Origin of the sequence: Rhodopirellula europaea 6C (assembly GCF_000338295.1) — a bacterium.
Taxonomy (GTDB): domain Bacteria; phylum Planctomycetota; class Planctomycetia; order Pirellulales; family Pirellulaceae; genus Rhodopirellula; species Rhodopirellula europaea.
The window spans coordinates 52,167-75,123 of sequence record NZ_ANMO01000006.1 but is presented as its reverse complement, the minus strand read 5'-3'; the positions used below and the strand labels follow the sequence as shown (position 1 = coordinate 75,123).

The 22,957-nt window shown below is 57.1% G+C and carries 18 protein-coding genes; 14 read left to right on the top strand and 4 right to left on the bottom strand.

From position 1 onward, the window contains the following. Positions 1-144: 144 nt before the first annotated feature. From RE6C_RS00530 to RE6C_RS00515, 4 genes are all read left to right on the top strand, one after another. Entirely contained in the window at positions 145-696 is a 552-nt protein-coding gene (locus tag RE6C_RS00530; RefSeq protein ID WP_039960797.1) for a hypothetical protein, read from the top strand. 91 nt (positions 697-787) lie between these two features. Continuing rightward, positions 788-2,380, top strand: a complete 1,593-nt coding sequence (cimA, locus tag RE6C_RS00525) for a citramalate synthase (protein ID WP_008652840.1) — start codon at positions 788-790, stop codon at positions 2,378-2,380. Between the two features lie 98 nt (positions 2,381-2,478). Then, entirely contained in the window at positions 2,479-5,586 is a 3,108-nt protein-coding gene (locus tag RE6C_RS00520) for a valine--tRNA ligase (protein ID WP_173401754.1), read from the top strand. A gap of 107 nt (positions 5,587-5,693) precedes the next feature. Then, entirely contained in the window at positions 5,694-6,671 is a 978-nt protein-coding gene (locus RE6C_RS00515) for an ROK family protein (RefSeq protein WP_008652838.1), read from the top strand. A 194-nt stretch (positions 6,672-6,865) separates the two neighbouring features. Here RE6C_RS00515 and RE6C_RS00510 read toward each other — a convergent pair whose 3' ends face one another. Then, complete coding sequence (locus RE6C_RS00510; RefSeq protein ID WP_008652837.1) at positions 6,866-8,155, bottom strand: MFS transporter; 1,290 nt, start codon at positions 8,153-8,155, stop codon at positions 6,866-6,868. Positions 8,156-8,390: 235 nt separating this feature from the next. On the opposite strand from RE6C_RS00510, the gene RE6C_RS00505 reads away from it, so the two are divergent. Continuing rightward, a complete protein-coding gene (locus RE6C_RS00505) occupies positions 8,391-9,242 on the top strand; it encodes an ABC transporter ATP-binding protein (protein WP_008652836.1) in 852 nt (283 codons plus the stop codon). Next, the gene (locus RE6C_RS00500) at positions 9,239-11,035 is read left to right on the top strand and encodes a hypothetical protein (RefSeq protein WP_008652835.1); all 1,797 of its coding nucleotides are present in this window, start codon (positions 9,239-9,241) and stop codon (positions 11,033-11,035) included. Before RE6C_RS00505 ends, RE6C_RS00500 begins: the two co-directional genes overlap by 4 nt. A gap of 90 nt (positions 11,036-11,125) precedes the next feature. On the opposite strand, the gene RE6C_RS00495 is transcribed toward RE6C_RS00500, so the two are convergent. After that, complete coding sequence (locus RE6C_RS00495) at positions 11,126-12,193, bottom strand: polysaccharide biosynthesis/export family protein (protein WP_039960809.1); 1,068 nt, start codon at positions 12,191-12,193, stop codon at positions 11,126-11,128. 271 nt (positions 12,194-12,464) lie between these two features. Next, a complete protein-coding gene (locus RE6C_RS00490; RefSeq protein ID WP_008652832.1) occupies positions 12,465-14,285 on the bottom strand; it encodes a hypothetical protein in 1,821 nt (606 codons plus the stop codon). Positions 14,286-14,592: 307 nt separating this feature from the next. Here RE6C_RS00490 and RE6C_RS00485 point away from each other — a divergent pair, with 307 nt between their 5' ends. Next, positions 14,593-15,255 (top strand): PilZ domain-containing protein, encoded by a 663-nt coding sequence (locus RE6C_RS00485; RefSeq protein ID WP_008652830.1) that lies wholly within the window; start codon positions 14,593-14,595, stop codon positions 15,253-15,255. A gap of 6 nt (positions 15,256-15,261) precedes the next feature. On the opposite strand, the gene RE6C_RS00480 is transcribed toward RE6C_RS00485, so the two are convergent. Beyond that, positions 15,262-16,653 carry an EF-hand domain-containing protein gene (locus RE6C_RS00480; protein ID WP_144054611.1) on the bottom strand — a complete coding sequence of 464 codons (1,392 nt, stop codon included), beginning with the start codon at positions 16,651-16,653 and terminating at the stop codon, positions 15,262-15,264. Positions 16,654-17,053: 400 nt separating this feature from the next. On the opposite strand from RE6C_RS00480, the gene fliP reads away from it, so the two are divergent. From fliP to RE6C_RS00440, 7 genes are all read left to right on the top strand, one after another. Then, the gene (gene fliP, locus RE6C_RS00470; protein WP_236617826.1) at positions 17,054-18,043 is read left to right on the top strand and encodes a flagellar type III secretion system pore protein FliP; all 990 of its coding nucleotides are present in this window, start codon (positions 17,054-17,056) and stop codon (positions 18,041-18,043) included. A 6-nt stretch (positions 18,044-18,049) separates the two neighbouring features. Continuing rightward, entirely contained in the window at positions 18,050-18,316 is a 267-nt protein-coding gene (locus tag RE6C_RS00465) for a flagellar biosynthetic protein FliQ (RefSeq protein ID WP_008652825.1), read from the top strand. A gap of 2 nt (positions 18,317-18,318) precedes the next feature. Beyond that, on the top strand, positions 18,319-19,113 hold the full coding sequence (locus tag RE6C_RS00460; protein WP_008652824.1) for a flagellar biosynthetic protein FliR: 795 nt from the start codon (positions 18,319-18,321) through the stop codon (positions 19,111-19,113). Further along, complete coding sequence (locus RE6C_RS00455) at positions 19,106-20,188, top strand: EscU/YscU/HrcU family type III secretion system export apparatus switch protein (RefSeq protein WP_008652822.1); 1,083 nt, start codon at positions 19,106-19,108, stop codon at positions 20,186-20,188. The genes RE6C_RS00460 and RE6C_RS00455 overlap by 8 nt, the downstream gene beginning before the upstream one ends. A 5-nt stretch (positions 20,189-20,193) precedes the next feature. Then, entirely contained in the window at positions 20,194-20,895 is a 702-nt protein-coding gene (locus tag RE6C_RS00450; RefSeq protein WP_008652821.1) for a DUF2461 domain-containing protein, read from the top strand. A gap of 195 nt (positions 20,896-21,090) precedes the next feature. Then, complete coding sequence (locus RE6C_RS00445) at positions 21,091-21,510, top strand: hypothetical protein (protein ID WP_236617825.1); 420 nt, start codon at positions 21,091-21,093, stop codon at positions 21,508-21,510. A gap of 105 nt (positions 21,511-21,615) precedes the next feature. After that, positions 21,616-22,956 carry a PLP-dependent aminotransferase family protein gene (locus tag RE6C_RS00440; RefSeq protein ID WP_008652819.1) on the top strand — a complete coding sequence of 447 codons (1,341 nt, stop codon included), beginning with the start codon at positions 21,616-21,618 and terminating at the stop codon, positions 22,954-22,956. Position 22,957: the final 1 nt, after the last annotated feature.

Below are 22,957 nucleotides of genomic sequence, written 5' to 3'. Positions count from 1 at the left end.
GTTTCTTTCTGGCTGGCCCGGCCGGCGAAAACACTGGCCCTACAGAAATTGGGTTCAAAACGATACAACAAGGCCCTGGAAACCGACCTCAGGTTTCTTCGGCGGAACACGTTTGTCCAATCGCGACGGGCACCTCAATCAACCATGGCCAGAATCGGAATTTTCTTCGGACTGGTCCTGTGTGGACTGACGGTGGCGGCGCTCAGCGTGACAACGGCGAAGAGCTACACGCAATTTGTTCCGATGATGTTTGGCATTCCGCTGTTGTTCCTGGGGGTGGTGGGTTTGAACCCGCATCGCCGGATGAGTGCGACCGTCGTCGCGTTGACGCTTGGGTTGCTCGGATTTGCATGCGGTGCGATTCGGTTCGTCGTTTTGATGGTCGATCGGGCGTCGGGTGAGATCATCAATCCGTTGTCGTTGCGATTGGTCGTGGCGATGACAATTGTTTGTTTGATCTTTGCTTTGACCGCGATGATTTGGGTTCGCAAAAGGCGAGAACGATTGAGCCAGCAATTGAACCTGGATCAGCCGAGCGATGATTCGGCACCGAAGCCTGACGACCCGACATTGGCTGTTCCTGACGCATCGGTTTCTGGCAAAACGGAGTCCGACCCAGTCTCCACGAAGACATCCACTCCCGCGAATCCATACCAGTCACCTCGCGTGATTGAAAACTCAACGGAGACGCGTTAGCCGAGATTCGCACCGTGATTTCTCGAGAGTCTGCTTTCGCCCCTTTGAATCCCCACGTTCCTTGATTTCATCCCCCACCTGAATCAGCTACATGAGTGCCACTTCGTCGGCCCAACCGGTCTTGATCTACGACACGACCTTGCGAGATGGCTCGCAAGGCGAAGGCGTTAGTTTTTCGCTGCAAGACAAACTCAACATTGCGATTCGGTTGGCTGAGATTGGGATTGAGTTCATTGAAGGCGGTTATCCGCTGAGCAACGAGAAAGACGTTGCGTTCTTTGAACAAATTCGCAAACACGATCTGGGAAAATCCAAAGTCTGCGCTTTCGGGATGACTCGGCGACGTTCGATGAAGGCGGAGGACGATCCGGGGATGAAGGCCCTGGTTGCTGCCAAAACACCTTGTTGCACCTTGGTCGGCAAGACATGGGATTTCCACGTCACGGAAGTTTTGCGAGCCACTTTGGATGAGAACCTCGCCATGATCGGCGAGTCCGCTGAGTTTTTGGCCGGCCACAGCGAGCTGATCTACGACGCGGAACACTTCTTTGATGGCTACAACGCGAACCCCGAGTACGCGATCAAGACGCTGGAGGCTGCAGCGGCATCGGGTGCCAAATGGTTGGCTCTTTGCGATACCAACGGCGGCACGTTGCCCGAACGCGTGGCCGAAGTGACCCGGATCGCGAAAGAAGCGATGGCTTCGTACGACGTCGGCATCGGTATCCATTGTCACAACGATTGCGAACTCGCCGTCGCGAACTCGTTGGCCGCGGTCGACGTGGGTGCGACTCAGGTGCAAGGAACGATCAATGGGATCGGTGAACGATGCGGCAACGTGGACTTGATCGCGGTGATCGCGAACTTGGCACTGAAGAAAGAGAACACGACGGTTCTCGGCGGGCGACCGTTGCAGCAACTGACTGAGCTGTCTCGGTTTGTTTATGAGACCGCCAATTTGCAGTGGCGAAATAACCAACCGTTTGTTGGTCAAAGTGCGTTTGCTCACAAAGGTGGCATGCACGTTCACGCGATCAACAAAGCCGCCAGCACTTACGAACACATCGATCCGACCTTGGTTGGCAACGAACGCCGTATCTTGGTCAGCGAGTTGTCCGGTCGCAGCAACATCGAAGCGATCGCGGGCAAGTACAACGTTGGCGACGACAAAGAACTGCAGAACAAGATCTTGGCCGAGGTCGTGCGACTCGAAAATCAGGGGTACCAGTTCGAGTCCGCTACGGCATCGTTCGATCTACTGATTCGTCGCGTGTCGGGCAAGTTTCGACCGCACTTTGAAACGATCAAGTACCGGGTTGTCGCGGGCGATCGTGATGTGAAGAGCCAGGTTGCCTTCGCCGAAGCGATCATCAAGCTGCAGGTCGGTGACACGTTGTGGTTTGACGCCGCGGAAGGTCACGGACCGGTCAACGCTCTTGATGCGGGATTGCGGAAGGCGTTGGCGGGGGCATATCCCGTGCTCAGCGAGATCTCGCTGATTGACTACAAAGTTCGCGTGGTGGATTCCGGCAGCGGAACGGCCGCATCGATTCGGGTCAACATTGAGAGCACCGATGGCAAGGAGACTTGGGGAACGATCGGTGTCAGTGACAACATCATCGAAGCCAGTTGGCAAGCCTTGGTCGATAGCGTCGAGTACAAATTGCACCGAAGCGAAGCTTGATTCGCCGAACCGACCAAGTCATTTGACAGTCATGATTCCAGCGGCGTGACCAGGATGTTCGCCGCCAATTCAAATCACCTCCGTTGACGTTTGTTTTCATGTCCGAAATTCCAACTCGATTCGAACACGCCGAAGAAGCCGACAAGATCGCTCAGGCGTGGACCGATGCCAAGTGTTCTCACGCTGATCCGGAATCCAGCAAGCCTCCGTTCTCGGTCGTGATCCCGCCGCCGAACGTGACCGGTGCGTTGCACTTGGGACACGGGCTGAACAACACGTTGCAAGACATCGTGGTTCGTCGCAAACGCATGCAAGGTTTTGAAACGCTCTGGATGCCGGGGACTGACCACGCTGGCATCGCGACCCAAGCGGTGGTGGAACGTCGACTGAAGGAACAGGAAAACAAGACGCGGCACGACTTGGGTCGCGAAGCGTTGGTGGATCGCATTTGGCAGTGGAAGGATCAGTACGAAGAACGGATCATCGGCCAGCTCAAACGAATGGGCACCAGTTGCGATTGGGAACGATTGCGATTCACGCTCGATCCGATTTGTGCCGCTGCAGTACGGGCGACGTTCTTTGACTTGTTCGGCAAACGACGGATCTACCGCGGCAAACGGTTGGTGAACTGGGATACATTCCTGCAGACCGCGGTCAGTGACGATGAAGTGTTCAACCAGACCAAGAAAGGTCACTTCTATCACTTCCGGTACCCAGTGATTGATCCGAAGCCGGGCGAGCCCGAGTTCGTGACAATCGCGACCACGCGTCCTGAAACGATGTTGGGCGATACCGCGGTGGCGGTGCACCCCGATCCAGCCGCCGCGCTCGATGCTGTAGAAGCCGGCCTTCGCGAAAAACTGAGTGACGCGAATGAAAAAGAAGCCGCGGATCTGAACAAACAAATCGAAGCGTTGCAAAAACGCCGAGAAGAGCGATTGCCGGAATTGATCCAGCTGCGTGACATGGCGGCTGATGGTCGCAAGTTGATGTTGCCGCTCGTTGATCGCGAAATTGATTTGGTGGCGGACGAATGGGCCAAGCCCGAAATGGGAAGCGGCTGCGTGAAGATCACTCCGGCTCATGATCCAAACGATTATGAGGTTGGGATTCGCCAAGATTTGCCAATGATCAACATCCTGAATTCAGATGGAACATTGAATGGCGAAGGCGGCCCGTTCGCAGGATTGACGATTCCGAAGGCTCGCAAAGCCGTCGTCGCGGCCCTCGAAGAGCTGGGGCTGATGGGCGACATCGAAGATCGTGAAATTGAGTTGCCGCACAGCGATCGCAGCAAAACTCCGATTGAGCCTTACCTGGCCGATCAATGGTTCGTGGCGATGGACGAATTGGCTCAGTCGGCGATGGATGCCGTCAGCGATGAACGCGTGCAGATCTTTCCCGCTCGCTATCGCAAGGGTTATCTGGATTGGCTGAGCGAGAAACGCGATTGGCCGGTCAGTCGTCAATTGTGGTGGGGTCACCGCATTCCGATTTGGTCGGTCGGTGGGTTGTCGCAAGAGCAAGCGAACGAGCTATCGAGCGACCTCGAAAAGCTGGCCGAACGGCACCCCGACCAGATCGCCCAGCGGATTGATTCCGACGGAGTGGACACGGCGGGTGAAACCACCAAAGCAATCTTTGTTTGCATCCGCAGCGAAGATGAAACGGTGGAAGCCGATGTCGAAGCGTTGGGATTGCAGCAGGATCCCGACGTGCTGGATACCTGGTTCAGTTCCGCGTTGTGGCCACACAGCACACTCGGTTGGCCAGCCCAAACACCGGAGCTGGCGAAGTTCTATCCAACCGCGACGCTGATCACTTCTCGCGATATCCTGACGTTGTGGGTGGCTCGGATGGTGTTGATGGGATTGAACAACGTGGGCGAAGTTCCGTTTAGCGAAGTGTTCATTCACCCAAAGATCTTGGACGGTCTGGGCGAAACGATGAGCAAGTCCAAGGGCAACGGTGTGGACCCGATCGATGTGATCGACAAGTTCGGACCGGACGCCTTGCGGTTTGGGCTGGCGCGTTTGGCAACCGAAACACAAGACGTTCGGATGCCGGTTCAGTACGAGTGTCCTTCGTGCGAAAAGTTGATCGATCAAACAAAGAAGAACCGAGCTTTGCCGTCGATGGATTGCCCCGCATGCGGCAAACCTTTTTCGACCCAGTGGGCGGAAACCGAAGAAGACAAGTCACTGCCAAAGGCCGCCGTGGTCAGCGAGCGATTCGAGACGGCTCGCAACTTCGTGAACAAGCTTTGGAACGCGTCACGGTTTGTCATGATGAACCTGGACGGTTTCGAACCGACGTCGCTCGATGTTGCTTCGCTGCCCATCGAAGACCGTTGGTTGCTTTCGCGATTGTCGACGGTGACTCAAACAGTTGGTGATGCGATTGAGCGTTATCAGTTCGGCGAAGCCGCTCGCGTGTTGTACGATTTTGCTTGGGACGAGTTCTGCAGTTTCTATGTGGAGATCGCCAAGCCACGGTTGTCGGATGATTCGCAGCGACAGATCGCTCAGAATGTGATTGCACACGGGTTGGATCAATTGCTGCGATTGTTGCATCCGATCATGCCGTTTGTGACCGAATCAGTGTGGAACCACCTGGGCCAGTTCGCTCCGAAACGCGGTGTGCCTGAACCAACCGAAGTTGGTCCGTTTGTGATGACGGCGAGCTTCCCGGTGGCCGACGAGTCGCATCATGATTCGCAGATCGAACGTCAGTTCAGTGAGTTCCAACAGATCGTGGCGGCAATTCGCCAGATCCGTGCGAGCCAAAACATTGCACCGAAAGAGACCTTGCCCGCCGCGATTCGTTGCAGTGCTTCTTCGCAAGAGTTGCTGCAACCGATGACGGCGTATTTCGAGGCGTTGGCGGGGGCGGAAGTTCAGTCGCTCGGTCCGGAGACGACGGCTTTTGAAACCGATGCCCACTTGGCATTGCCCGACGTGGATGTGGACGTTCATGTCGACTTAGAAAAATTCATCGATGTCGAAGCCGAGCTGGCTCGCCTTGAAAAGCTGCAAGGGCAGCTGACCGGCCAAATTACCGGCAAACAGAACAAACTTTCCAACGAAAGCTTTGTCAGCCGGGCTCCGGCCGATATCGTGCAAAAGGAACGCGAATCGCTGGCTGGTTTGCAAACGCAGCTGGAAGCGGTCGCTCAAGACATTTTGAAACTGCAGTCGAAAAAATAAAGCAGGTGAAATGAGATCGATCGCCGGTCGTTGATGCTTCGCGGTATCGGGGATTCGGTGACGCTCCACCGCCTGTCGCTTCACTCAATCAACCCACGGAAATTCCCTTGAAAGACATCTGGATCGGTTTTGATCTCGGCGGCACCAAAATGCTTGCTGTCGCTTACGATCATGAATTCAAAGAACTCGGACGTCGCCGCCGCAAGACTCGCGGACGCGAAGGCTCTGACAGTGGGATTGCTCGAATCGGTTCCACGATTCAGCGTTTGCTCGAAGAGAATGACCTGGATGTGGACCGCATCGCGGGCATCGGGATCGGATGTCCGGGGCCGATCGATTTGAAAAAGGGGCGGATCTTGATGACTCCGAACCTGGGTTGGGACGATGTGGATATTCAATCGTTCTTGGAAAAGAAGTTTGATTGCCCAGCAACCGTCCTGAACGATGTCGACGCAGGCGTGTACGGCGAGTTTCTGTTTGGTGCGGCCAAGGGAAGCCGATGTGCGGTTGGGGTTTTCCCTGGAACTGGCATCGGTGGTGGCTGCGTTTACGAAGGTCAGATTCTGCACGGTGACGGGATCTCTTGCATGGAGATTGGTCACACACGCATCAGCAGTGGAACGCGTGCGAGCGGCAGCAGCATGTCGGGAACGCTGGAAGCCGAAGCCAGCCGGCTGACGATCGCATCGGAAGCCGCGAAGGCCGCGTACCGGGGCGAAGCGCCCGCGTTGCTCGAGGACGCTGGCACGGACCTGGCAGAGATTCGCAGCGGAGCGCTGGCGGATTCCATCAAGAATGGCGACAAGGCGATCAAGGCTTTGGTCGAATCTGCCAGCGTCACTGTTGGTTACGGCGTCGCCAACATAGTGAACTTGTTGTGCCCCGATACCATCATCTTGGGCGGCGGTTTGGTCGAGGCGATGGAAGATCTGATCGTTGGCACCGTCCGCAAAACGGCACGTGAAAACGTGATGCCGGTCTACAAGGATCGATTCGAAGTCAAGCCTGCGAAATTGGGTGACGATGCCGGAGTGCTTGGGGCCGCGGCATGGGCCAAGAAGACGTACCCACAACCAGCCGAGTGATTCGCGTTAGGTTGATTGTGAGCTGTGTCGATCCGCGAGCGGATCGGTTGGAGGAGTGATGTAGGCCAGGTTGTACCTGGCGACCGCGCCGATGCTTTGCAAGAATCGAGGCGTTCACACCAACCGGCATTCGTTCGCGAGGGGCGGTGGCCGTGGCATTTCACCAAATGCCATGTGAAACATGGCCTACGGCTTTAGGCGTCGTCGAGTGTTGCGGCGAGGGGGAAGAGCAGGCTGATCATGGCGGTTGCGATCATGGCAATGCCGGAAGCGAGCATTGCTCCTGACATTCCAATCGCACCCGCGGTTTGGCCCCAGACGAAAGATCCCAGCGACATGGATCCGGCCATCATCGTCAGGTAACAGCCCATCCCCCGGGCTCGCAGTCGGCTGGGCAATGTGATTTGGGCGGTGGCGTTGAGCGTCGTCAACGTCGCCATCCATCCACAACCCATCAACAACGTCGCGGCGAGCAGAATCGGCCAGGCGGGCTCGGAACTCAGCGTCAACATACCAATCGCGTAGAGCGTCATTGCCGCGGCGATCGTTCGATCGGAACCCAAACGCGAACGAACGCGTGGCAGCATGGATGCGCCGACGACGGCACCGACTCCGATCATCGCGACCAAAATGCCGAATCCCTGGGCACCCCAGCCCAACGCGGTTTTGGCGTACAGCGGCATCAATGACCACAACGCACTGCCGGGAAGAACGAACAAAACCACTCCGAGCATCACGTGCCGCATCGTTCGCTTCAATGCGACGTAACGGATGCCCTGTCTCATCGAGGAAAAGAATGATCGGCCGCGGCTGGTTTCGGTCGTGTCGCGTCGCCAACGAATCAAGACCGTCAGGACTCCCGCGAAAGAGATGGCGTTGATCGCGAAGGTGCTCCAGATTCCCAGCAAAGCAATCAGCACGCCTCCGATGGCTGGGCCAACGGCGCGGGCAAGGTTGAAGCTGATGCTGCCCAGCCCCACCGCTCGACTGATTTGCCAGCGCGGAACCAATTCCGGGATGGCGGATTGCCAAGTCGGGACGTGCACGACCATGCCCAATCCGATGATGAACGTCATCGCGAGCAATCCCCAAGCGGTGATGACTCCCGTGGCGGTGCTAACGGCCAGCATCGCGGTGACGAACAACAGGATCGATTGCGTTCCAATCAGCAGATGACGCTTGTCGATTCGGTCTGCCAGAACGCCCGCGGGAATGGCCAGGAACACGATCGGCAACGCCATAGAAGTTCGAACGGCGGCAACCATTTCCGGTGTCGCGTCGAGTGTGGTCATCAGCCAACCGGCACCGACCTCGTGGATCCACGTCCCCAAGTTGGACGCCAAGGATGCGATCCAGAACAAACGGAACATCGGTTGACGCAGTGGTTCCCAGGCGGATCGGCCAGCCGTCGGTGATCGCTGGCCGGCGTCCACCACGACGGAAGCGTAGGGCGAGGCGATCGGTCGGGATGAATTCAGTGACATGCAAAACTAACGCGGGAGACGATTTTGGAAGGGGAGGCGGGCTCGTTCGTCATGGTGGCAAAAAAGCGGGGCGGATCGCTGCACGGACGTCCTCAGCGGTGGTAATCGCGCCAAAACGCATAGCCGGTCCCGTTTAAGGGAACGAGGCCGGATCCGAAACGAAGGTTCGCCACCGAGACACCCACCATGGGGTAGCGTCCTTCAGAGGCGTTCTTCCCTGACATGGCACCGGCCGATGATCGAGCTGACTCACTTACAAAAGCTTTATGACGATACGATCGCCGTCAAGGACGTGACGGTGTCGATCCCTGCTGGGGTGATCTGCGGCTTGGTCGGGCCCAACGGTGCGGGGAAAACGACGACCTTGCGATGCATGGCGGGGTTGTTGCCCGCCACTGCCGGCGAGATTCAAATCAACGGATTTTCGCCCGATTCGGATCCGGTTCGCCACAAAAGAACAATTGCGTACGTGCCGGATGATCCGCCACTGTTTGACGACCTGACCGTCGGCGAACACCTGGATTTCGTCGCCCGTCTCTACCAAATCGAAGATCACCGACGAACGGCGATCGATTTGCTCGAGCGATTTGAATTGCTCGGCAAATACGACGCGATGGTGACCTCCCTATCGCGAGGCATGCGGCAGAAATTGGCGGTTGCCTGCGCGTACCTGATTCAGCCGCAAGTGTTGTTGTTGGACGAGCCGTTGACCGGGCTGGATCCTCCAGGCATCCGTGTTCTATTGCAATCAGTCCGTGAGTTTGTCCGGACTGGACGCACCGCGATTGTCAGCAGTCACTTGTTGGCGATGATCGGCGACGTCTGCGATCAAGTTTGGTTGCTGCAGGACGGATTGGTGCGATACCACGGGACGACGACCGGATTGCGTCAAGAGTTTCCCGAAACCAATTCGTTGGAAGATGCATTCTTTGCGGCGATGAAACCCGTTGTGAAAAGCGACGCGGGCATCGACGAAAGCACTGTGGTCATGCCCGGCGTTCCGAACCTGGAACCGTCATCGTTGGGAGCCCCGCTGGATCAAGTGACCGCGAATCCGGTTGCGCCGAGCGTGACCAACATCTCATGACCACGTCAGGGTTCACATCCGTTCGTGGCGGTCAACGGAAACGGCTGAGTGATTGGTTGATTCCGGACGATTCGCTCGATGGGCTGCGATATTTGTCGCGAGCCCAGTTGCGATTCCGCGTGACGCGGTTTTGGAAGCGGATGTTCTCGCCCCGCCAAGCCATCGCGTCGATTCTTTCGATCGTGTTCATGGCGTTGTACTTGGTGGCGGGCCTCACGTTGCTGTCGCGCCGGGAAGCCAACGACCCCGAGCAACTGCGTTTGTGGTTGTCCGGCGGGATGGTGCTGTACGCGCTTTATCACACCGTCAAACATCTATGGTCGAAACCAACGCCGGAACCGGATGCTGTCACGTGGACCGATGCCGATCGTTTGTGGTTGGGTGGTGGGCCCGTTTCGCGACGCACGATGGTGTTGCGTGAAGCGATGTCGTCGATCCCATCGTCGCTGGCCAAAACCGCTTTGCTCGGCGTGGTGCTTTGGCGTGACGCTGAATTTTTGCCATTGTTGTTGGCAGGAGTCTGCTTGGCGTTGATCGCTTTGGAACTGATTCGCCGCGTCATCACACATGGCATCGATGCTATGCGACCGAGCGAACGGCGACTTGGTTGCTTCATCAGTTTGGTCGTGGGTTTGGCGATGGTCGTTCAGCTGGGCATTCAAACTTGGCAATCCACGCCGTCCGGAAGTGATCCTGTGATTTACGTCCTGTCAGCGATGTCCGAAGTCGGAAACTACGCGGGATCCACGGCGATCCAAGCGATGGCGTTTGCTCTGTTGCCAGCCGCATCGGTCGCGGCTGCTGCACCGTGGAGCGTCTTTGATTCACTGCCGCCACTGGTATCGCTTGCTTTCATGACCATGATCGCGATCTCGGTGATTTGCGTTTTGGCGGAGATGCTGGTCCGAGTCGACGTGTGGTCCGCGAAACGGCGGATTGAAACAGAACGACGTCGACTGAGGCTGATGGAACGCAACGTCGCAAGCGGTCGATCGTCGGCTGACGAGTTTTTGTCTCGTCCAACACAAGTCACACGGATTCAGCTTTTTGGCGATTGGTTGGCCAAGTGCTTGCCCGAACGCCACCGTGGAATGTCGGGGTTGGTCGTGCGGCAACTGCAATGCGTTCGTCGATACCTGCCAAACGTGATCGTCAGTTTCGCGATTCCGATGGCGCTGTCTCTTTCGCCTTTGCTCACCGATCAAACGACCAAGCAGTGGGTGTTTGTGATCGGCGGAATCGCACTGAGTTCGTTGTTGCTGGCACCGCCCGCATTGCAGATCGACTTTCGTCGCGATTTGAAACGGATGTTCTTGGTCCGCTCGCTGCCACTTGGAAACGTCGCGATGTGCGTGGGAATGCTGAGTGTTCCCGTCGCGATCACGGTGTTGTTCCAGTGGAGCACGCTGGCACTGGGAGCATGGTTTGCGACTCCGTCGATGTGGCAAACCGTTTGGTTGTTTCTCGCGTTGCCGTCGCTCGCCGTGGTGACGTTTGCGGTGGAGAACGCATTGTTTCTCGCGTTCCCGCATCACGTGCACGCACAGGGAATCGCGATGGTCATCCGTGCAAAGATCACGTTCCTGTGGAAAGGACTGATGCTGGCCGTGGCGCCGATCGGATTGATCAGCTACGTGATGTTCTGCGAACGAGTGCTTCCGACGTTTTGGGTTGGCCCCGCGGCGTTCGGTGGAACGTTGCTCGCCGTTTGGAGCACCGCCGCGTTTGCCGGTTGGGTGTTGGTGCGGTGCTGGCGCCGGTTTGATCCGTTGATCGATACACCGCCTGAGTGAGTCCGCGTGCTTTCGCCGTTGGCTTTTCGCTCGACGGGATTGGAAGCCGATCGTACGGTCGCGCAGAATTCAGCACCTCGAGGCTGAGAGCTAGTTCAACGAGTCGCTGTTGAAGGAGAATCCGCCGAAGGGAACGATGCCGTAGATGCCTTCGGTGAAGACTTGGCGGACAAAGTCACCGAACACGGTGATCGGGCGATCGGGAATGACGATCACGTCGCCATCGCGAACCCAGATCTCATCGGCGGGAGTCGGACGTTTGCCGCGGATGGCTCCGTTGAGGTCCAGCATGGTGCTGATCATTCGCCAATCTTCCGCGCGTCGGAACACGATGACTTGACGCAAGTTGCCATCGGGCAGGTGACCGCCTGAGGCCGCAATCGCACCGAGCACCGTCGTCGGTGTGGTGATCTCTTGGCGTCCAGGCAGTCCGACTTGTCCAAGCACGTAAACAAAGTGCGGTGCTTGTTGAGTCAGGATCGGTTCGACTTCCAATCCAACGACGACTTCCGCGTAACGCAGATTGATTTCGCGTTTGAGTTGCTCCAACGTGAACCCTTGCACGCTGACTTGGCCGATGCCGGGCAATCGGATGTGACCGTCGGGCATGACCGTCGTCGTGATGGCTTGCGCGGTGAACCCGCCCAATCCACCAACAGCGGCACGGATGTCTTCTGCCAAGGTGTTGGTGCGAACCGGTGTGACGTCGATTGCGGGATCGTCGTAGAACGCTTTGTATTCGCGTTCCAATAGGTCACGCAGTCCCGGGACCGTCAGTCCGGCCGCTTGGACTTGCCCGAGCAAACGCACCGTGATCGATCCATCGGGTTGAATCAGCAAACCGCTTTCGAGCGTCCCACGATCCAAGTCTTCGTCGGCGATGGATTCAATCGAAACTTGGTCGCCGGGCATCAAGCGATATTGGCCCGCGTCTTGTCGTCGAGTGACCAAGTAAACCATTTGTAGTTGGTCGCCGGGACGAACATGGTATTTCGCCAGGTGTCGCAAACGAGCAGGGCCGGTGTAGCCGCCGGGTCCGTATTTGTCGAAGTCCATTGGCTTCATGTCTTGCCAACGAGCCTCACTGCCGCACGCGGTCGCACAGTCGACGCCCAGCATGCATTTGGGGCAACCATAGCCTTCCGTGGTCAAAACCATGTGTGTTCCACACGAACCGCATGGCCCACATGCACTTTGCGAACCCATGCCATTCCAAGCTGGTGCATGTGCAACGTTTGAATGCGTGATGACCGTGTGTGACGGAACGGGAACACGTTGCGAATGGGTAGCAGGTAGCAGCTCACCCGGACGCGATTGTGCGTGTGCGGTTTGGACTTGCAAGGAACAAAGCCCAGCCACGAAGAGAGCGGCGGCAATGTTCATCAATTGCGGAGTGATCGATGAAAGACGAGAAATCAATCGCATGGTCTTACCACCACTTTTTGAGTTGAGGCAAGAAACGTGAACTGTTGCGAGTCGGTTGTTGAGTTGGTTCTGATGCTTCAGCAGGATTTGATTCTTGGACAGGGAGCGATTGTCCAAGCGCCGCCGTTGCGGGCGGAGTGTTCATCAAACGGTAGCTGGCTGGTTGAGCGTGGACCGGAACCGTTGTCGAAACGTTCTTCGCGTTCACCGATCCGGAGTTGTTCTGTGCGTTTCCCGTTTGTGCTGGGATGACACTTCGCGAGACCGATGCAAACTGTTGCGGCGACATCGTGACCACGTCGGGTGTGCGTCGAGTTTGTGCTTGCGACCGAATCGGAGCACCCTTCAAGACCGTGGTGGCGGCGGGCGATAGCGATTCGATCTGGTTCAGCTTTTGAAGCACGTTGACGTCGTACCGCAGCGTCAGCGAATGCTGCAACGCCCAGGTGGCTTCTTCGATCAAGCCAACGTCGGCCAAGTGGAATCCGAGTTTGGCAACCAAGTCCGGATTGTTGCTTTGACCTTGCACAGCCGCTCGACGTAGACAGATCGCGGAAGGTCCCGGCAGCTGAGTGGCTTCGCCTCGACCGAGTCGGATTGCGGCGAGCAAGTCCATGGCTTGTGCGGCGAGCAAGCTTTGGGCGGAGACTTCGCTGAGTTCCATTCGGGCCAAATCGAGGTAGCGATCAATCGCCTCGGTGGCAGTGGGAATCGTTTGCGTTGCACCATCCGTGCTTTCGACCAACATCTCGGTGTACCAACCAAGCTCGTCTTTGGGAGCAGATTGATAGTTTGGATGCGAAGGTGCTGCCGCTCGGCCGCGACGTGGTAGGCCTTGTCGGACAACGGGAGTGCGGTGCGATCGAGCGAGACGTGCGATCGATTCGGGATCATCCGTGGCGTACGGGCCGACGAAATCTTGTGCCTCGTTCAAAGCGTCTCGTCCGGCTTGCAAGCGTCGGACGGCGGAGCGCGAAGGAGCGGCGGCGACGGCTTGTCCTGATTCAATCGCAGAACGCGAACGGGTGTGCTGGTCGTGCAAGTCGATCGCTTCGGCGGCCAAGTGCAACGTTTGCCAAGCCGATGTCTCAGCGGATGCGTAAGCAGCGGAACTGTATTCCACCTCGGCTTGTTGGAAGTGCTTCCAAGCTTGATCGAGTTTCGACTTGGCCGTTTGAGTTGCCAGGAACATTCCTGAGGCAGCGGCTGGTGGTGTCACCGGCGCTTTGGCTTGTTCCATCGCACGTCGTTCGGCGATCACTTCGGCAAATCGTTGAGCGGTTGATTTGGCGGCTGCAACCTCTGCTGCTGGTTGCGACGATGATTCCGCCATTGGCAAACGTTGAGGTCTTGCAGCTGCAGCAGGTTTGGTCGGTTGGCTTTGGCGAGTCGTGCTGGTCGCGTCGTTAGTTCGTGTTGGTGGACGCAACGCGATGCGAGGTGCCTCGGTTGGTTGAGGTTCTTCGCCGACCGCAACGGGTTGGAACGATTCAAAGCTGTTTTGATGGGGGCCGACCGGGGTTTGGCCCGAGAAACCGGCTGGTTCGGCGGCCGGGGACGCAGCAAGCGGCGTCTCCCATTCGGGCGGAGCTTCCAGGGTGGGCTGTTTGACGATTGTCGAGCCTGATTGCGGAAGCATCAGCCGAGCGGTAGCGACACCGGTGCCTGCGGCGACGCTGGGAGACGCGGCGACCTTAGAAGCCGTGACGAATTCGTCGGCGGTCGAAGTTGCCGTTCCGGTGACGAATTGATTGGTCCGAGTCGTCTGCGCAAACAAGGGTTGGGCCAGCAACGTCAGCGTTGCCAAACCGAAGATCGCGAGCATCCGAGATCGCCGTCGCTGCCGACCGCGGGCACGGCAACTGGCAGTGGCATCTGAATGGCGGTGGGGACGCAACATAGGACTCGATCAACAGCGGGATGATGTTCGACACACTGGTCATCGGGTCATCCCGGGTCCGATTGTGATGATTTTGCCTTCCGAACGAATCCCAACAGTTGCAGCGGTGGGACAAGCGGCAAAACCGTTACAAGTTCACGAAGCCTACGGATTTCCGAGGCTTGGGGGGTTTCATGACGTAGGGTTTCACAGATGATCCCGCCCCCTGCTCTCCAACTCTCTTCCAAACCTCATGACGCGTGATGTAAACGGCCAAAACCGAGCGAGCGATCGCTTCTATGCGAAGCATCGTGACCGTTTGAAGGCTGTCGTGGTGATTCTTCGCGACGACGTAGTAAAGGAATACGAATGCGAATTAGCTGACCTGAGCCAAGGCGGTTGCGCCATTCGGGCCAAATTGGGTGAGGATTCGAATGTCACCATTGCCGTGCTTCGCATCAATGCGCCAACATTGGGAATCGAGCTGGAGGTCGCCGGCCGGCTGTGTTGGAATCAACAGACGTCGGTGGGATCGAACACCTTCGGATTCCGTTTTCGTCGCTCCATTGATTTGGATTTGATCGATCGGATGGTGGATGAGGGCCTGATCACGCGTCGCGAAGAAGAACGGATGCAGGTCGGAATGCCTATTCAGATTCGGCGTGCGCACGGCAAATCAGAGGTCAGCGATGTAGTGCTCGAAGATTGCTCGGCATCTGGCATGCGAATCACATTGGTCGGACAAGTTGAGCCGTCCGAACGATTGTTGATAAGCACCCCATTGGGCGTCAGCGGCACCGTGACGGTCATCTGGCTTCGACAGAGTGAAGATGATCGCTGCGAATGCGGATGTGTCTTCCAGAATCTCCGATCCGCTCGCGCGATCAACGATGAACTGAACCAAATCTTGGTTTGACCGCGATCAACGTTTGGATCGATTTGCCATGTGCTGAGCGTACTCTTGGATCGTGACGCGACCGTCGCCGTTGAAATCCGCGCCGGCGGGACTGAGCAACATCGACTTCCATTCGGTCGACGTTAATGCTCCGTCTTTGTTGCTGTCATATCGACCGATGATGGTCGCGGCGTATTTCAGTTCCTTTTCCGTTGGCGGCGGACCATCGGCGGCAGATGAATTGCTGGAACGACCGGAGCTCGAACCCGAGCTGGTCGACCGTGCGGTGGAAGAAGAGCCTGGTGCCGCACGGCCAATTGGAGCGTCCGTCGCGACAGCACCATCATTCACCCCCCTGAGAACTTCAGTCTGCGTGATCACGCCGTCTTTGTTCTGATCCCATCGGTAATATTCTTCCACGCGATCTGGCGTCCAATCACTGGTGTACTCGTTCATCGAGACCTGCCCGTCGCGATTGAGATCACGCTGAGCAAAGAAGCTCGGCATGCCTTCGGCCATCCCAGGTCCCTCAACGCGGTAAGACTTGCGTCCACCAAAATCGACTTCGACGATTTCTCGCTCGTCATCTTCGCCTCGGCGGCGGTCATCGCGACGATCGTCTCGACGTTCTTCCTCGTTGCCACGACGGACGGCTTGACGAGTCGCCAGCTCCATTTCGGAAAGCTTGCCATCGCCGTTGCGGTCAAAGTCCATCGGATTTCCCCAGAAGCGGCTGGAGATTTCGTCTTTTCCAAGCTGGCCGTCCTTGTCGCGATCGTAACGAGACAAAACTTCACGTGCGGATTTGCGATCTTCCTCGGTGGTGGGCGTGGCCATCATTTCAGCGGCTGGACCGAAACCGGGAACCAAGACAGGATCCGCTTCCAAACCAAAACCCGGGACCAACATTTCCAATTCCATGTCGTCCGTTTCGCGGCTGCTGCGACGATCATTGTCGCCGCGGGAGTCACCACCGCCTTCGCGTTCTTCACGCATTTTTTCAAACGCACTGCTGAATTTCGACAGTGGAATTGGACGACCGGCTTTGATGCTGGAGTCGGACGCCGCGAGTCGTTGAACCAGGAATCCGGCGGGGCCCTCTTGTTCGTCGGGATCCAGCGTGCCGTTTCCGTTGCGGTCCAACCGTTGCAGCATGCTGGACGGATCAAATCCACCACGTCCGCCACCTCCTCCTCGGTCACCGCCGCCGCGTTCGCCGCCACCACGACCGCCACGGTCTCCTCCGCCACCGCGTTCACCACCGCCACCGGGGCCTCCGCGGCCGCCTCGATCGCCACCACCGAATCCGCCTCCGCCAAACCCACCTCGCCCCGGAGGCTGAGCGGCGGCCGGCAGCGACATCAGAATGGCAAGAGCGGGGATGAGCAGCAATCGAATTGAGAGTGGGCTCGTGAACATGGCAAAGTCAAAAATGACGAGTGAAAGCGTGAAAAGAGAGGCAATGGCCACCAGATTCGACTCGCTGAGCAAATTGGGCCGAGCGAATCGGATCGGGTTTTAGCCTACATGGTTTCAACCCTTTGGCACCACAAAAGTTTCGATTCCGGCGTCGGGTGGCTTTCTCTGCCGAGATTTTTGGAGGAATCCCCGTTTGGTGGCCGGAATCCTCCGTTCTCTTCGAGGAAACCGGCTCTACCTGGGGAAACAGGCGTCTTCTCCAGCCATTTCGCGAAATCTCAGGCTGAGACAAATCGACCTGCGAATCCGACTTTCGGCGAAATGACAAATTCTCCTAAAGTCGCGACTCGGAACGGTCGAGCGTGGTGCTCGGCCCGACGTGGGTGCTTTCCATCTTCCCGTGGCTTTGGCTGTGTTTGCCCGACTGAATTGTCCTCGAGTGAACGAATGCGATCGGGCCGTCATGGTGCGATGGTTGTTGGTTGGCGTTTGCACGGTCCTATTCGCGGCTGGAATTGGTTCGGAAGCCGTCGCGCAACAAGCCGAGCCCAGCATCGTTCGCCCGAATGATCCGCTGCCCAGCAAGGCGACCGTTTCCGATCCCGAAGTGCTCGACCGAACGCCGGTTCAAGCCTTTGGCGGTCCCGAAAACCTCGACGCACCCGAACCGACCGACCGCAAACCGCTCGACTTCATCGCCGGTGGTCCTGATGAGTGGACCAGCCCCGAGGGGTTGGCCGGCAGTTTGCAAGTCATGCTGCTGCTCACGGTGCTGTCGCTGGCACCCGCGATTTTGTTGATGACGACTTGTTATGTCCGCATCATCATCGTGCTTGGTTTGCTGCGACAAGCCATCGGGCTTCAGTCGTTGCCGCCCAGTCAAGTGATGACGAGCGTCGCGTTGTTCATGACTTTGTTCGTGATGACGCCCGTTTGGACTCGCGTCTACGACGATGCGATCAAGCCGTACACCGATCCCGAAGTTGAGATGACGTTGGAAGAGGCATTCGAAAAGGGTGCCATTCCAATTCGCGAATTCATGGCTTGGCAGATTCGCGAAGCTCGCAACGAAGACGACGTGGTGTTGTTCTACGGATACATGGATCCCGACGCCGTCGTGCCCAGCACGTTTGACGATGTGCCTCTGCGAGTCCTCTTGCCCGCGTTCATCCTGAGCGAACTGAAAACGTCGTTCCTGATGGGCTTTCAAATTTACTTACCGTTCTTGATCGTCGACCTCGTCGTCGCCAGCGTCACGATTTCGATGGGGATGCTGATGTTGCCTCCCGCCGTGATCGCGTTGCCATTCAAACTGCTGCTTTTTGTGTTGGTGGATGGATGGCGTTTGGTGGTGGAAATGTTGATGAACAGCTTTGGGACAATGGGATAACGCGCCGTGTTTGAAGCATCTGACGCAATCGATTTGGTTCGCGAAGCCTTGTTGGCCGCTGTTGTCTTGGCATTGCCGATGCTGGCGGTCGGTATGCTGGCTGGGCTGGGAATCGGTCTGATTCAAGCACTCACCCAAATTCAGGATCAAACGGTTTCGTTTGTTCCAAAGATCATGGCGATGGCTGCGGTGTTGATCGCCTGTTTGCCGTGGTTGATGTCTCGGATGGTCGAGTTCACTCGGCATGTCTTTGAAGACGCGGGTGGTTTGTAGCGATGCAAGCCTTCGTCGATTGGATTTTCAATCACTTGGTACTCGGCACGCTCGTGCTGACTCGTCTGGGGATGTTGCTGATGGCCATGCCGGCGATCGGCGTGGGAGTCCCCAAACGCATCCGGGCTTTGTTGGCATTGATCTTAACGGCGATCCTGATGCCGACTTTGGCCGCGCAGTGCGATCATCCATCGATGCCGACGATTGACAACCTGCCCGAGTTGGCGGTCGCGATTGGACGCGAAGCATTGATTGGAATGCTGATCGGTGCAACGACTCAAATGGTGATCACCGGTTTGCAATTGGCCGGGGAAGCGATCACCAGCACCGGCGGGATGCAGCTGGGTGATTCGATTGATCCGACCACGTCCAGCAGCATGCCCGCGTTGGCTCGGATGGTCGGCATGTTGGTCACGACGGTGATGTTGATCACGGGAGCCCACCGTGTGGTGCTGCGCTTATTGGTCGAAAGTTTTCAACACATTCCACCCGGCAACGTGCAGTTCACGGATTCGATGATGGACGCCGTGATTGTGGTGATGGGCAATTCCATGGCCAGCGGCGTGCGCGTCGCGGGGCCGGTGATCGCGGCGTTGTTGCTGGCGAACTTGGTGACCGGTTTGATCAGTCGCACGTTGCCACAGATCAATGTGTTGGCGATCGGGTTGTCGATCAACGCGTTGGCGATGTTGGTGGTCACCGCACTGACGATCGGTTCGGTTGCGTGGTTGTTTCAGGAAGACTTGACGGCGAACGTCGAGCGATTGGCCTCGATTTGGACAACGCCTGATGTCTGATTCCGGTGGAGATAAGAAACACTCAGCGTCAGAACGCAAACGTAGGCAGGCTCGCGAGAAAGGCCAGGTCGCGAAAAGCCAGGACCTGACGTCTGCGACTCTGTTGCTGGCCGCGATCGGAGCTCTTTACACCATCGGTGGAAACATGGCGGCGTATTTGTCGGGAGGCATTGAGCAAGCTCTCGGCGAAACGAAGCTGGCACCGATGACCAATCAAGACGCCACGCAATACATGTTGCAGATCTCGCAACGCCTGGCGATGGCGGCCGTGCCGATGATGATCCTGATGTTCATCGGTGGCGTGTTGATCAACGTCTTTCAGTCCGGGTTGTTGCTGTCGACTGAGAAGTTGATGCCAAAGTTGAGCAACATCAGCCCGTTGTCCGGAGCCAAACGAATTCTGTCGCTTCAGGGCGTGATGCGATTGGTGTTCGGGATGTTCAAAGTCGGCATCATTGGCGGGATCGCGTACCTCGCACTTCGGGCTCACCACGGCGATGTGATCTCGATGGCGTCGCTGTCGGTGCCGCAGTTGGCCAAGTCGATGTTTGACACCTTGTTCGGCGTGTCGTTGTGGATCGGTGTTGGATTGTTTGTTTTGGCACTGCTCGAATATGTCTACCAGTGGTGGAAGACGGAACAAGACTTGATGATGACGGACCAAGAAGTCCGCGATGAAATGAAGGACACCGAGGCTGATCCGCAGGTCGCGGCTCGTCGTCGCCAAGTGGCACGTCAATTGGCGATGGGCCAACTCGGATCCGAAGTCCCCAAAGCCGACGTGGTTGCCAGCAACCCGACCGAACTTGCCATCGCGATCAAGTACGATCCGTTGACGATGCCGGCTCCCATCGTGGTGGCCAAAGGTGCGGGCATGATTGCTCAGCGGATTCGCCGGTTGGCATTGGAAAACGGCATTCCCGTGGTGGAACGAAAAGAGCTGGCTCAGGCGTTGTACAAATTGGTCGACGTGGGTCAAGAAGTCCCGGCGGAACAGTACCAAGCGGTGGCGGAAATCTTGCGTTACGTCTATCAAATGCAAGGTAAGAAAGTTCCGCAAGCAACCGCAGCCTGATCCTGATGACATCTCCGATCCAACCTGAATTCTTCCACTTCCTCGAAGATCTCTCTGACAACAACAATCGAGAGTGGTTTGCGGAGAACAAGCCACGCTATGAGTCCGACGTTCGGGAGCCTGCGTTGGAGCTGATTCGACAGCTCGCCGTGCCGCTGAAACGATCCGCGCCAATGCTTCGCGTGATCGACAAGACGCAAGGTGGCTCGCTGATGCGGATTTACCGTGACACGCGGTTCAGCAAAGACAAGACGCCTTACAAGACCAACGTGGGCATCTCGATGAGGCATGATGCGTGCTTCAGCGGCACATTGTCGAAAGACATCCACACGCCGGGCGGCTATGTGCATTTGTCCCCGGAAGAGTGTTTTGTGGGCATGGGCGTTTGGCGACCGCAACGGGAATCTCTCGCTGCGATACGGGCGGCCATCGCGGAAGAACCCAAGGTGTGGCTGCGGGCTCGCAATGCCAAGTCATTTCGCACGTCGTTTGAAATGGGCGGCGAACAGTTGAAGACCTCTCCGCGAGACTACGACCGCGACCATCCGATGATCGAGGAACTACGGCGGATCGACTTTGTCGGAATCGCGAAAATGGATCGGCAAGAGATCACCGGCAAAGACGCCGTCGCTCGGATCACTCAACTGATTCGCGATGCACGTCCGCTGATGCGGTTCTTATGCGACGCCGTCGACGTTCCTTACTGAACCGTTTTGTCACACTTTTTGACTTCGTTTTTAGAAACTGGGGTTGCGATGGTTTTGGCGGAAAAGCGATAGCTGATTCAACGTTGAATTTTCTGAATCGTAGTACGTGGAGCGTTCTCAATGCCCCGTTTTGAAATGTCGCCTTTTTCGCGTCGACTAACTGTTTGCGTTTGTTTGTTCGTTGGCAGCCTGTGCATGGCCGCCACGTCTGCCTCTGCGCAAGGGGCGGAGCCGGGTGCTTTCTCAAAGATGGCTCAGACACTCAATCCCGCAAACTGGAAGATGCCTTCGATGCCGAAGGCACCTGCTTTCCGCATGCCAAGCTTCTTGGTTCCCAATGAGGATCAAGATCGGATTGTGGAACGCAAGAATGGTTTGATGACGGATGTCAAAACCACCGCTTCCAAGTCTTGGCAGCGTACCAAGGAAACGTTCAACCCAGCTCGTTTGAACCCGATGAACATGTTTGCTGGGACGGGAACCGAAACGAAGCCGAATTCGCAATCGGATTCGCCTGGTTTCTTCAGCTCCATGTTTGGTGCTCCTCAAGCCGCACCCGGTCCGGAAGAACGCGTTGCCAACGTCAATGACTTTCTAGATCTAGAACGTCCTTGACCGATTGGTCACCAAAAATCCTTTCTTGCGTGTTGGGATTGAGTGAAGGATGATAGAAGAGACGGTTTCGAACTGGTCTACTTCTCTCATTGAAAATGATATCTGATGGCACTGCCTCCCTGGACGGTGGATTTGTTGCGACGCGGCGTTGCCGACTTGGCTCGGCAAGCGACAGACCCGGAGACTGCACAAAACCTCAAGGACCAAGCGAGCAAGTTGGTCGAGGAACTTCCTCGTGCGGCTCGCGAAAAGGTCGACACGATCCTGAAGCAGGCCGAAGCAAGTGCCGCACCCTTTCGCGATGCTTGGGCTGGAACATCAGCCTTCCAAGGCCCGCAGTCTTTGATCAACGGGGCCGGGAATTTGTCGCATGAACGCGGCAGCGGCGTGGCCGTCGATCCATCCGTCCTGGCCGCCGCGGCACCGTATCTGATGGGCGATTGCAGCCTGTCTCACGATCGTCGAAACACCCAGCCGGTCGAACGCTTCCTTAGCGAGCCTTGTGGCACCGATGTGCAGGTGCTCGTTGTCAATTCGTTTGATGCGGGATTGAGTTTGATCGGGCAATGCGGGCGACGGGCCGGACGCATTTTGGTGCCACGTTGTTGTGCGGTGCCTTTGCGGAGCGGAAGTCCGGCCTGCTTGGCCGATGAACTGCAACGTTGGACTGGCGGCGCGGTTCGCGAAGTCGGCACGAGCGATGGCATTCAAGAGTCTGACTTGGTCGACGCGATGGGCGGTTGTCCCAGTCGATCGTTCGGTGGTCAACGAACAACAACGTTGGTGCGTTTGCCAAAAGAGTGTTGCACGCTGGATGTGGAGTCACGTCGCAAACATGGCGTTTCGGAGATCGTTGTGGCACCGTCGGCGCGATTGCTCGGAGCTTCTACCGAAGGTTGTTGCAGTGCGGCAGGTTTGATCCGAGCGGGTGCCGATGCGGCGTTGATCGGTGGCGGTGTTTTGACGGGAACACCCGGCATGGGGATTCTCATCGGACGCTCGGAATGGATGAAGGTGTGGAACGAGGACCCACGAGTTTCCATGCTCCAGGCTCCCGATGCGATGGCTGCCATGCTGAACGCGGCGGCGTTGTTGGCTTGCGATAACAATTTGCCGGTGGATCGTTTGATCGCGGCCAGCGAAAGCAATCTGCAGGACCGCGCCGAACGGTTGGCGACTCAGTTGTCTGGCATCGACGGCGTGACATCTGCGGTTGTAACGCAGGACAGTGCGACGATGCCTCTCGAGTCAGGCAAGCTTCCGTCGCGGCAAGTGTTGGTGCGAGTCAATACGTCCAGTCCCGCGGTGGTCGTCGAGCGATTGACGAAAGGCGACACATGTTTGTTAGTCGAACCATCGGATGATGGTGTCGCGATCGATTTGCGATGGGTCACCCCGGATCAACAAGCAAAAATCTCGCAACTATTCGCGGCTGCGATTCACTGAT